This is a genomic window from Sinorhizobium psoraleae (genome assembly GCF_013283645.1).
Lineage (GTDB): Bacteria > Pseudomonadota > Alphaproteobacteria > Rhizobiales > Rhizobiaceae > Sinorhizobium > Sinorhizobium psoraleae.
The window spans coordinates 122,446-133,899 of sequence record NZ_JABEKV010000008.1 but is presented as its reverse complement, the minus strand read 5'-3'; the positions used below and the strand labels follow the sequence as shown (position 1 = coordinate 133,899).

13 protein-coding genes are annotated in these 11,454 nt (G+C 59.4%); 10 read left to right on the top strand and 3 right to left on the bottom strand.

The features are described from left to right. Window positions 1–98: 98 nt before the first annotated feature. The 10 genes from ILFOPFJJ_RS29425 to ILFOPFJJ_RS36580 all read left to right on the top strand — a co-directional run bounded on the left by ILFOPFJJ_RS29425 (window position 99) and on the right by ILFOPFJJ_RS36580 (window position 9,190). Window positions 99–1,529, top strand: a complete 1,431-nt coding sequence (locus tag ILFOPFJJ_RS29425; protein WP_173514055.1) for an extracellular solute-binding protein — start codon at window positions 99–101, stop codon at window positions 1,527–1,529. 135 nt (window positions 1,530–1,664) lie between these two features. Continuing rightward, window positions 1,665–2,543: a carbohydrate ABC transporter permease gene (locus tag ILFOPFJJ_RS29420; protein WP_173514054.1), complete on the top strand. Its 879-nt coding sequence runs from the start codon at window positions 1,665–1,667 to the stop codon at window positions 2,541–2,543. Beyond that, window positions 2,540–3,373, top strand: coding sequence for a carbohydrate ABC transporter permease (locus ILFOPFJJ_RS29415; protein WP_173514053.1), 834 nt, complete (start codon window positions 2,540–2,542; stop codon window positions 3,371–3,373). Before ILFOPFJJ_RS29420 ends, ILFOPFJJ_RS29415 begins: the two co-directional genes overlap by 4 nt. Before the next feature lie 4 nt (window positions 3,374–3,377). Next, window positions 3,378–3,581, top strand: a complete 204-nt coding sequence (locus ILFOPFJJ_RS29410) for a DUF2160 family membrane protein (protein WP_376741466.1) — start codon at window positions 3,378–3,380, stop codon at window positions 3,579–3,581. Between the two features lie 4 nt (window positions 3,582–3,585). Further along, window positions 3,586–4,626, top strand: coding sequence for an NAD(P)-dependent alcohol dehydrogenase (locus ILFOPFJJ_RS29405; RefSeq protein ID WP_173514051.1), 1,041 nt, complete (start codon window positions 3,586–3,588; stop codon window positions 4,624–4,626). 1 nt (window position 4,627) lies between these two features. Continuing rightward, window positions 4,628–5,398, top strand: a complete 771-nt coding sequence (locus tag ILFOPFJJ_RS29400) for an SDR family NAD(P)-dependent oxidoreductase (RefSeq protein ID WP_173514050.1) — start codon at window positions 4,628–4,630, stop codon at window positions 5,396–5,398. Window positions 5,399–5,464: 66 nt separating this feature from the next. Further along, window positions 5,465–6,535, top strand: a complete 1,071-nt coding sequence (locus tag ILFOPFJJ_RS29395; RefSeq protein WP_173514049.1) for an ABC transporter ATP-binding protein — start codon at window positions 5,465–5,467, stop codon at window positions 6,533–6,535. A 25-nt stretch (window positions 6,536–6,560) separates the two neighbouring features. Continuing rightward, window positions 6,561–7,289: an SDR family oxidoreductase gene (locus ILFOPFJJ_RS29390; protein WP_173514048.1), complete on the top strand. Its 729-nt coding sequence runs from the start codon at window positions 6,561–6,563 to the stop codon at window positions 7,287–7,289. Between the two features lie 24 nt (window positions 7,290–7,313). Next, window positions 7,314–8,042, top strand: coding sequence for an SDR family oxidoreductase (locus ILFOPFJJ_RS29385; RefSeq protein ID WP_173514094.1), 729 nt, complete (start codon window positions 7,314–7,316; stop codon window positions 8,040–8,042). 818 nt (window positions 8,043–8,860) lie between these two features. Beyond that, window positions 8,861–9,190: a nucleotide disphospho-sugar-binding domain-containing protein gene (locus ILFOPFJJ_RS36580; RefSeq protein WP_376741465.1), complete on the top strand. Its 330-nt coding sequence runs from the start codon at window positions 8,861–8,863 to the stop codon at window positions 9,188–9,190. Window positions 9,191–9,363: 173 nt separating this feature from the next. Here ILFOPFJJ_RS36580 and ILFOPFJJ_RS29375 read toward each other — a convergent pair whose 3' ends face one another. From ILFOPFJJ_RS29375 to ILFOPFJJ_RS29365, 3 genes are all read right to left on the bottom strand, one after another. After that, the gene (locus tag ILFOPFJJ_RS29375; RefSeq protein ID WP_246299891.1) at window positions 9,364–10,170 is read right to left on the bottom strand and encodes a GNAT family N-acetyltransferase; all 807 of its coding nucleotides are present in this window, start codon (window positions 10,168–10,170) and stop codon (window positions 9,364–9,366) included. 183 nt (window positions 10,171–10,353) lie between these two features. After that, window positions 10,354–10,827 (bottom strand): nuclear transport factor 2 family protein, encoded by a 474-nt coding sequence (locus tag ILFOPFJJ_RS29370; RefSeq protein WP_173514046.1) that lies wholly within the window; start codon window positions 10,825–10,827, stop codon window positions 10,354–10,356. After that, a complete protein-coding gene (locus tag ILFOPFJJ_RS29365; protein WP_173514045.1) occupies window positions 10,824–11,447 on the bottom strand; it encodes a pyridoxamine 5'-phosphate oxidase family protein in 624 nt (207 codons plus the stop codon). Before ILFOPFJJ_RS29365 ends, ILFOPFJJ_RS29370 begins: the two co-directional genes overlap by 4 nt. Window positions 11,448–11,454 lie beyond the last annotated feature (7 nt).

The window sequence follows — 11,454 nt, the reverse complement described above, 5'->3', positions numbered from 1 at the left end:
CCCTTTCTTTCTACAACTATTGAGGTCCGTTGAGCGTGTCGGAGGAGAGTTTAGAACGCACAACCGGACCGATTTTGCGATCCACATGGAGGAGAACAATGAACAGTTTTGTCAAAGCCGTGGGCGTCGGCTTTATCTCGCTTGGCCTTTGGAGCTCGACCGCTCTTGCTCAGGATTCCTGGTGGAAAACTGCCGCCCAGCCCTATCAGGGCGCGACCATCCGGGGCATCTCGGAATCGACCCCAGCGTCGAAATATGTCGAGCAGGTACTCGGTCCGAAATTCACCGAAGAGACCGGCATCAAGGTGGAATTCGAGGCCACATCTTGGGATCAGATGTACGACAAGGCGATCAAGGACATGGAGGCCAATACCGGCATCTATGACTTCGTCTATATCGAGCAGGACATCGTATATACGTATTTAGCCCGCAACTTCCTGGTCGATATCACCAAGTCGCTCGCCGATAATGCAAAGATCGCTTCGCCGGACTTCAAGCCGGAGAATTTCACCACTTTCGTGAACTATTTCAAGGATCCGAAGTCGGGCAATGTCATGGGTGTCCCCATGGAAGCATTCATCAAGCCTTACCTCTACCGCAAGGATCTTTTCGATGATCCGGCGATCCAGAAAGCCTACAAGGATTCCACCGGCGCGGATCTGAAGCCCGCGACGACGCATGAGGAGTATACCCAGATCGCCAAGTTCTTCACCGAATACGGCGCAGACAAGGAGCTCTGGGGAACCACCGTACAGGCCTCGTCGAGCCACCCCGCCGCCTTCTACGAATTCTTCGAGTCGGTCGCGCCGACCTTCGGCGTGTACAACTGGGGCATCGATGGCATGACCTTCGCGGCTACCGAAGCTAACGGCGGCCAGATGAACTCGGCCGCCGCGAAGAAGGCGCTTAACTACTGGGTCGGCCTGCTGAAATATGCGCCGCCGGAATCGACGTCATCCACTTGGGACGAGGTTGCCGGGACATTTGCCGCCGGCCGCGCAGCCCAAGGCCTCGTCTACGGTGAAAACGCTGCGTGGATCGCTACCGACGAAAGCAAATCGACCGTCGTCGGCAAGGTGGGAGTGTCATTGCCTCCGGTTGAGGCGGGTGTCATGGAGGCCGCCGAATCCGGCAAAGGATATATCGGCTACTACGATGGTGGCGCGTTCGGCATCCCGCACTCGTCCAAGAACAAGGACGCGTCGCTGCTATTCCTGCAGTATATCGGGCAGGCTTCAGTGCAGAGCGACTGGGCGCTGGCCGGCTCCCGCATCGTCATGAACTCGACCTACGACGATCCCAAGATCGCCGATCAGGACAAGAAGATGAACGGCTACTACACGCAGATGCGTGAGGATGGAAAGCTGTTCGCCGGAGCTCCGCCGTTCCCGTTCCATTCGCAAGTTCTGCAGGTAGTTGCGCCGTTCATCTACAAAGCGATCGTCGGTGAGATCAAGCCGGACGATGCGCTGGACCAGGCCGCCACCGCAGCCGAAGCTGAACTCGTGAAGCTCGGCTACCGCAAGTAAAAGACCGCACCTCCCGGCGGTTGGCGGTCGCCTTCAGCAAGGTGGCCGCCCCTTTCCTGACTGCGGTTTGCGGGCCTGACCGCGACGCTGGTAGTCGGGCGAATAAGACTCAAGCACGATCTGACGGAGCGCAGGATGAGACAATCCAACATCGGATGGCTATTTCTAGCACCAGCCACGCTAATCCTGTTCGTTGTCGGATTCGTTCCCTTCATCTACATTCTCTATGTCGGCTTCTTCGACTGGAACACCAACGCAGTCGATCCCACCCTGCGCTGGGCTGGCCTCCAGAATTATCGCAGCCTCGTTTTTGACACGACATTCCTGAACTCGCTTGCGCGCACGCTGGTTTTCGCCTTCTTCGTCGTTGTGAGCGAACTGTTGTTAGGCTATGTCCTGGCCCGCGCGCTGATGGCAGACCGCCTGTGGGGCCGGCAGTTCTTTCGCACTATCCACACATTGCCGATCGTTGTCGCGCCCATTGCAGTCGGCGCTACCTGGCGGCTGCTTTGCGTTCCGGGCTTCGGCATCGTGCCCTATTACCTTAAACTGTGGTTCGGCATCGACTACAACATCTCGACCAATGCCTATCACGCCTTCGCAACGGCGATCATCATGGACCTGTGGCACTGGACGCCGTTCGTCACGCTGTCGCTTATGGCGGGACTGACCGCCTTGCCGAAAGAACCGCTCGAACAGGCGCAGATCGACGGCGGCAACAAGCTGCAGATTTTCTGGTACGTGATCGTTCCGATGTTGAAGCCGGTGCTGCTGACAACCGTCTTCATCCGGCTGATGGACGCGTTGCGCTCGGTCGACGAAATCTGGATGCTGACCAAGGGTGGTCCGGCTGAGGCGACCCGGTTCATCGGACTTCATATCTGGATCAACGTCTTTCCGAAGACCGATTACGGCTACGGCGCGGCCATGTCGCTGCTGACGCTTTACGTCACGATCGTTCTGAGCTGGCTGCTGTTCGTCGCCATGACCGGCCGCAAGGGAGGCGCACAATGAGACGCTCCGGTATAGCCTCCTTCCTCCTTTGGATATGTCTGACCATTCTGACACTGCTTCCGGTCTGGTGGATGCTGATAGTTTCGATGCGCCCCCGCGTGAAGCTTTATTCGAAGTCGTTCCTCATCGACGATCTTTACTGGGACAATTTCTTGGCGGTGCTGAATAGCTCGACCTTCCTGCAGTATCTCTGGAATTCGCTGATCGTGGCGACATCGAACGCAGCGCTGGTGTGCGCGCTCGGCCTGCTCGCGGCGTTCGGGCTGTCGCGTTACAAAATCAGCGGCGGTGACAACGTGTTTTTCTGGCTGATCACCAACCGCATGGCGCCGCCCGCCGTGTTCCTGCTGCCGCTCTTCCTGCTGTTCACCAAGTGGTTCGTGTTCGGCGATTTCATGCTGTTCGACACGAAGATTGGCCTGATCCTGCTGTATTGCGTCTTCAACCTGCCCTTCGCCATCTGGCTCTTGAAGGGCATGCTCGACGGGATTCCGCTGGAGCTTGACGAAGCGGCGCGGGTCGATGGTGCGACAACCGGCCAGGTGTTGTCCAACGTCATCCTGCCGCTGGCGCGGCCGGGGTTGGCCGTCACCTTCATCCTGACCTGGATTTTCGCCTGGAACGAGTACCTATTCGCAGCGACCCTAACGTCGTCGGCTGACGCAAGGACCGTGACGACAGCGCTTGCTGAATATGTCTCGGTCACCGGAACGAACTGGGGCGAGATGGCGGCGATGGCGTTCCTGACCACGCTCCCGGCCTTAATCGTGCTCGGCTTCGTCCAGAAGCACATCGTGACTGGCCTGACGTTCGGCGCATTGAAAGGGTAAGATGATGGCTGGCATTCAACCCCAGAAAACCGAACGCGACGGATTCCTGCCGATCCGAGCCAACGGCTTCGACAGGGGCTTCATCTCGGTCGTGATCCTGATCCTGGTGCATCTTCTATGGATGCGCTTCCTGGAGGGCGTGTTGCCCCTATGGGTGGCGACGGTGCTCTGCCTGGCGCTGGCCGTGTTCATTATCCGAAAGGGCTGAAAACATGAGATCGCTCGTCCTCGAACGCAAAGACGAACTGCGCATTCGCGACCTGGACCCGAAGGAGGTGCTCGGTCCCACCGACGTGCGCATTGCCATCAAGACCGTTGGCGTCTGTGGATCGGACGTTCACTATTACACCCACGGCGCGATCGGCCCTTTTGTTGTGCGCGAGCCGATGATCCTCGGCCACGAAGCCGCCGGCATCATCGAAGAGGTCGGCAGCGCGGTCCAGAACCTGAAAGTGGGCGACCGCGTTTGCATGGAGCCCGGCATTCCCGACCCTCAAAGTCGCGCGTCGCGGCTGGGTCTCTACAATCTCGATCCCGCGGTGCGCTTCTGGGCGACGCCGCCGGTGCATGGCGTACTGAGACCGAGCGTGGTCCACCCGGCGGCCTTCACCTTTAAGCTTCCGGACAATGTTTCCTACGCCGCTGGCGCCATGGTCGAGCCGCTGGCTGTAGGCTTTCAAGCAGTCTCCAAGGCGAGGCTGACGCCCGGTGCGATGGCGCTGGTCACGGGTGCCGGGCCGATCGGCATGGTGACAGCGATCGCGGCGCTGTCGGCTGGCTGCGCCAGAGTTATCGTTACCGACGTTGTCGACGAAAAGCTTGCCGTGGCGCGCAGGCTCGGCCCTGCCATCATGACCGTCAACGTCCGCTCGCAGGACCTGAAGAGTGTCATAGCCCGCGAAACCGACGGCTGGGGCGTCGATGTCGTCTTCGAATGTTCCGGTGCGGCCGAAGTGATCGCAGACACGGTGCACCATGGTTGCCCCGGCGGCGCCATCGTCTTTGTCGGCATGCCCCTGAAGCCGGCCCCGCTCGATGTCGTCATCGCCCAGACCAAAGAACTGCGCATCGAACACGTGTTCCGCTACGCCCATGTCTACCCGCGCATCGTCGCGCTATTGGGATCGAACCTGATCAACGTCGATGCGCTGGTCACCGATACCTACGCCTTCGAGGATTCTGTCGAAGCGTTCGATTACGCCGTGCGACCGAAGCCGTCCTCCGTGAAGATCCAGATCGAGCTTGGGAAGTAGCATGTACCTGCGGAAGTTAGATCTCAGTGGAAGAGTGGCGGTCGTCACCGGCGCGGGGCGCAACATCGGCTATGCCTGCGCTGATGCCCTATCGGAAGCCGGCGCGCATGTCGTGCTGACTGACCTTGATGAAGAGCTCGGTCAGTCAGCCGTCTCGAAGCTCGCCGCGATCGGGCGAAAGGCCGAATTCATTCGTCTCGACGTGACCGATTCCGGCGAAACCGACCGTGTCGCGGCGGCGATCGCGACAAAGCTTGGTCGCGTGGACATTCTGGTCGCCAATGCCGGCATCGCTTCGCACAGCCCGGCGGAGGAGATGTCCGATGCGGACTGGCTGAGAGTCGCAAACGTGAACCTCAACGGCGTGTTCTGGAGCAATCGCGCCTTCGGAAACCTGATGCTGAAGGCGGGCAAGGGCTCGATCGTCAATATCGGTTCGATGTCCGGAATCATCGCCAACCGGCCGCAGCCGCAAGCGGGTTACAACGCCTCGAAGGGTGCCGTTCACATGCTGACGAAGTCGCTTGCAGCCGAATGGGCCGAACGGGGCGTCCGCGTCAACGCCGTCGCGCCGACCTATATCGCGACCGACATGACGAAGACCGCCATCGAGAGGACCGGGTGGGACAAGGACTGGATGTACATGACGCCGATGAAGCGCATGGGCGAAGTCGAGGAAATTGCGTCTGTCGTCCTGTTCCTGGCCTCCGATGCCGCCAGCCTGATGACCGGCAGCATCGTCGTTGCGGATGCAGGATACACCTCATGGTGAAGCTGCCCGTGGACCCGTCCCGAATGATCGGCGGCCATGCCGCCACAACTGACTAAGGATTGATACATGGCGACGATCGAGCTCGACCAGGTCGACAAGCATTACGGCTCCTATCACGCACTGCGCGAGATCTCGTTCGATATAGCCGACGGTGAGTTCGTCGTACTGGTTGGTCCCTCCGGTTGCGGCAAATCCACGCTGCTGCGATCGCTTGCCGGCCTTGAGGAGATCACCGGCGGCACGATCAAGCTTGGCGGACATCGCGTCGACAACATCGCCGCCAAGGACCGTGACGTGGCGATGGTGTTCCAGAACTACGCGCTCTATCCGCATATGACCGTTCGGGAGAACATGGCCTTCGCACTGAAGTTGCGCGGCGAAAATCTTGCGGATCGCAACGCGAAGGTCGACAAGGCTGCCGAGATGTTGCGGCTTACGCCCTATCTCGACCGATATCCGAAGGCGCTCTCTGGAGGCCAGCGGCAGCGTGTTGCCATGGGGCGCGCGATGGTTCGCCGCCCAAAGGCTTTCTTTTTCGACGAGCCGCTGTCAAACTTGGACGCCGCGTTGCGCGTAGATATGCGTTCTGAGATCAAAGCTCTTCACCAGCGCCTCGGCGCTACTTCCGTGTACGTCACGCATGACCAGATTGAAGCCATGACAATGGCGGACCGCATTGTAGTGCTTCGTGACGGCAAGGTGGAGCAGATCGGTGCGCCACTAGAGCTTTACGACAGGCCGGCAAATACCTTCGTCGCCGGCTTCATCGGATCGCCGGCGATGAACATGCTACCGGCCACAATCGATCTCTCTTTGAACTCAGCGCGGCTCGCTGAAGGGTCGGCCCTTCCCCTTCCACAAGGCACGCGGGCGAGTAACGGCCAGGAGGTGATATACGGGGTACGTCCTGACCAGTGGATACTGTCGAATGGCGATACGGGCGTACCGGCAACTGTCGAGTTGATCGAGCCGACGGGAGCCGAAATTCTCCTGGCAGCCCGATTGGCGGGCAAGCGGGTCTTGTGCGCCTTTCGCGAGCGCCACGCGCTGAAGCCGGGCGACAGGATACGGCTCGACGTCGATCCTGCCGCGGCTCATGTGTTCGACAAGCAAACCGAGCAAAGACTCCCGTTCTGAGCAACAGGCATCGGAAGGATCAACCATGTCGGACTTTACAGGAAAAACGGTAATCATCACGGGTGCTGGCAAGGGTATCGGTCGCGCCTGCGTTGAACTGCTCACCCACCGTGGCGCACGAATCGTAGGCTTGTCGCGTTCGCAGGCCGATCTTGATGATCTTGCGGCAAAGTTCGGCGCGACCGTAATATCAGTCAATCTCGCCGACAATGCAGCAGCACGCGCCGCCATGAAGAAAGCGGGACTGGCAGACGCGCTGATCAATTGCGCGGGAACCAACGTGCTTGAGAGCGTCATCGATATGACGGAGGAGGGCTATGAGCAGGTCCTCGGCATCAACCTGCGGGCCGCGCTGATTTGTGCGCAGGAGTTCGCGCGGGCTCGCATTTCAAACGGCGGCGGCGGTACGATCGTGAATGTGACCTCGATCGCCGGACATCGTGGTTTCGTGGATCACGTGGCTTACGCCGCTTCGAAGGCGGGACTGGAAGGCGCGACACGTGTCATGGCCAAGGAACTCGGCCCCTATGGAATCCGGGTCAATGCCGTGGCGCCTACGGTTACCATGACGGAGCTTGCCGCGAAGGCGTGGTCCGAGCCTTCCAAGCGTGACCCCATGATTGTTCGCCACCCCATGGCGCGCTTTGCAGAGGTCGACGATGTCGCACGCTCGATCGCACTGCTTATTTCAGAGGACGCGCCCATGATCAGTGGCGCAGTCCTGCCAGTCGATGGCGGCTTCCTTGCTGTCTGAAAGTCAAAAAGGCGAGACAAGATGATGACTAAACTACTCGAAGGAAAGATCGCTGCGGTCACCGGTGCAGCTTCCGGTATCGGGCTGGCGACGACCCGCGCCCTGATCGATGCCGGCGCCAAGGTCGTGATGGTGGACTACAACAGACAGGCGCTGGAAACGTACGCTGCCGAGTTCGGCGACGCCGTAGTCACACAGGTCACCGATCTTCTGGACGCCGCAAGTTGTGCGGCCATGGTGCCGGAAATCCTGGCAAAGGTCGATCACGTCGACATACTGCACTGCAATGCAGGGTCATACATTGGCGGGAATCTTATCGATACCGATACCGCGACGATGGATCGGATGCTGAATCTCAACGTAAACGCCGTCATGAAGAACGTCCGCGACATCGTTCCGCATATGATGGAGCGCGGAACCGGGGACATTTTGGTCACTTGCTCCGTAGCGGGCCACGCGCCGATTCAGTGGGAGCCGGTCTATTCCAGCTCCAAATGGGCGATTACCAGTTTCGTCCAAATCATGCGCCGGCAATTGAAAAACCACGGCATCAGGGTCAGCCAGGTCTCGCCTGGTCCGGTCGTTTCCGCTCTGCTTGCCGATTGGCCCGCGGAAAACCTTGAGAAGGCAAAAGCTAATGGAAGTCTGATCGAGCCCTCAGAGGTCTCCGATGCCATTATCTTCATGCTGACCCGCCCCCGAAACGTCACGATCCGGGACATGATTGTCTTGCCGACAAATTTCGACGTGTAGGTAAGGAATACCAAGTCGTCGCGGGAGGTCAATTCCAGGCTTCACGCCATAGGTCTGCGATTACAAACAAACGATCGCACCGGGATGCATTTTTGTCGACTAGGAATTCTCGTCGTCGCGTCAAGTTTGTCGGAACGACGCGACGTCCGCTTTTGCGACGTGCGGTCAATTGTGCAAACGTCCGAAATGGGGGCGCAACTACGGCCCGCGTTGTCACTGCGTCCCTTTGCAGCAACAGCGACAGGTGGCTCGATGACCCGTATGGGGCGCGAAGCTGTCAGCGGTGGGCCGACACCCGACCGGCCGGTATAGGGTCAGCATCGCAACGACCGGACATTCGCTACGCATGGTGTACTGAGGGTCCATGCGTATCGCAATTGAAACCCTCGGCACGCGGTGACGTCCAGCCTCACATTGCGTTGGCTATGGGCCCGATGGCGCGTGGACATGAGGTCCAGGCGTGGCGCGCAAACACACTCGGCCTATCTGGAAAGACTACTCGCAAGCCGGCGGCAGGTACACTTTACGCCTATAGCCCCGCAGTACTCCCGAAACCGACGGACTGGGGTCCGGACGTGCTGGTCACCGGATATTGGTTCCTCGACGGCCCCGATTGGCAACCTGACGAGGCGCTGGGTCCCCACCCGTCTATTTCGGTTTCGGGAGCATGCCGGGGATCGACCCTTCGGCGATGACGGACATGATCCTGAAGGCCCTCGAAATCACGGGCAAGCGGGCCCCGCTGGCCGGCGGGGGCGGCACGATCGGTAGAGTGGATGCGACCTCACGTGCGTTCTTCCTGACCAGCGCGCCACACGATGGGTTGTTGCCACGGGCAAGTGCGGCCATCCACCAACGGGGGAGCAGGAACGACCGCGGCGTGCCTTCGTGCAGGGCTGCCCACGCAGATCTTCCCTTTCTTCGGCGACCAGCCCTTCTGGGGCAGGCGGGTAGCGACGCTTGGCACTGGTCCCGCCCCACTCGCCTGGAAGACGCTCAGCGCTGCCGGGCTGGCAAAAGCGCTGAAAACGATGGACGCGGCTACCATGCGGGCTCGCGCGGCGGAGCTGAGCACGGCCTTAGCGAGGGAACGGGGTGTCGAGGCCGCAATTGAATTCCTCGAACGACTGAGCGTGGCACCGCGTTGAGCGCGGCGTCGGGACATCGACGTTGTCAGCCAGGCTGGCAGGACTTCGCCAGCGCCCCCGCGCGGCAGCAAGATCGGAGCCGGGTCAAGATCAAACTGCCTCGACCATTCCGGCTCCATCGTCGTCCGCATCTCGCCCACCAGATCGCCCAAGGAAAGACAGTCATCAATGTTTCACAGCTTGAAGTTCCTGCGGTCATACGCGTGCTGAAAACCCATCTTCCTGAGGTTTGCATAGGAAATATTGGGTTTACCATGCGAGGGCACTTCTGTTTCGACAACGAATGTCGAGACGCCTTGCGCGATCCCGTGCTCGGTGCGGGTCTGGATGAGCGCTTTTTGAACGCTACGATTTCGGAACTCGGGGAGTGTGGTACCACCACCTAACCACGCGTACGTCCCGGACGCGTACATGGCGCCAGTTCCGATAGGGGTTTCCCCATCCAAAGCGAAAAAGCACGACCAGCCCTCTTTGCCCACAATGGATGACCAAAGGGAGGCCAGGGTTTGCGGAAAATCGAATCCTTTGCACATCATCGATCCGAAGATCGGCGCTTCGTCAATTTGTACCCTCCGGGTACGGAGATTGCCGGGCGGCTTGAGGCTGCCCAGGGGCGCGCTGCGGGTGAGCTTTGCCCAGCCGGGACCATGTTCGAGCAGATCCTTACATTGAATCCAGGTTCTTACCTCGTCAGAGGCGGTGTCTACATTCAATTGCAGGAACCGGTTCCCCGCCTTTCGACCCATCCAGTTGTGTGCTTTGTCTAGATCCGCAACGGACCCTAGCCCCAGAACCCGATTTAGCCCGATCGCAGGTGCGCTTGGCAGCGAGATCGCGCATCCCCCGTTGATGGAAACGCACTCGAACTGTTCCTCAACCCGGAGATGTTCGGGTGAGACCCTGTGCAGATCCACGAAGGCCTTGGCCTCAATGGCGTCTTCCTTCGTCGGGGAAGAGCGTTGTGAGAAGTGAGAATTCAAGAGAGGCTCCTGAGCCGCCGCCCCTTCAAGGGCCAATGGATAATAAAACCGCTTACTCGTTTAAAAGAGCAATGATCTCAACGCAGACTTCGTGCACATGCGTTTCCAGCGCAAATTGGGCAGTGTCGAGAAACCGCACCTCGGCTCCTTGATAGTTAGGATGGGTTGGAGGCTCTGAACCGCTTAAAATGCGAATTCACTAAGTCCGGGATGATCATCTGGCCTGCGACCAAGCGGCCAGTGGAAGCAGCGGTCCTCGGCGCGGACAGGTAGGTCGTTGATGCAGGCATAGCGCTTTTGCATCAGGCCACTGTCGTCGAACTCCCAGTTCTCGTTCCCGAACGATCTGAACCAGTTCCCACTGTCGTCATGCCACTCGTATGCATACCTAACGGCAATCCGGTTGCCGCCAAAGGCCCAGAGTTCCTTGATCAACCGGTAATCCAGCTCTCGCCGCCATTTTGTCGAAAGGAACGCTATGATCGCTTCCCGCCCGGTAATAAATTCAGCGCGGTTACGCCACTGGCTATCTACAGTATAAGCCAAAGCGACCCGCGCTGGGTCGCGACTGTTCCAGCCGTCCTCAGCAAGCCTGACTTTCTCGACTGCGCTTTCAAGCGTAAAAGGGGGAAGGGGTGGTCGTTGAGCTTCGGTCATCTTTCAGCGTTCTCCAACCGCGCGCGCAAGGTCGCGTTCTCGGTTTCTAATCGCTGCAGTCGCTCACGAAGGGGAGAGACAGCTTGTTCAACCTGCTGCTCGGTGTAGCGCGGGATGATGTGCTGTGGGCAATTCCAATCGAACGCCTCGAGCCGAAGCCTGAAGATCCGTTCTGCCCTTCCTTTGTAGTTCACGTCGGACACCAGATCCGTGAGTTCCTGGTCGGCATCAAACGCCAGTCGCTCCACATGCGCATAGATTTTGAGCCGGGCCCGCCGCACATAATCCATCAGGAACAGGCAGGCCCGATCGTTAGCCGCAAAATTGCCGGCGCTGATGTACTGACGATTACCTCGGTAGTCGGCGAAGGCCAGTGTTCGCTGATCGACGACCTTGAGGAAGCCGACTTTTCCCCCACGATGTTGAACGTATGGCCAACCTGTCTCGGAGACCGATGCCATATAGAAGCTGTCACGTGAGGCGATGAAGGCGGTCTCGTCTTCTGTGAACGTGTCTGAAGGGCGGCTGTCAGCGCCCAGCCAGATCTGGTCCGCGCCCATGTCCGCCTGAGCGGCTCTGACGCTCCGCGTCACAGCAACCTCCAGGAAATGATATGGCATGCCTAAT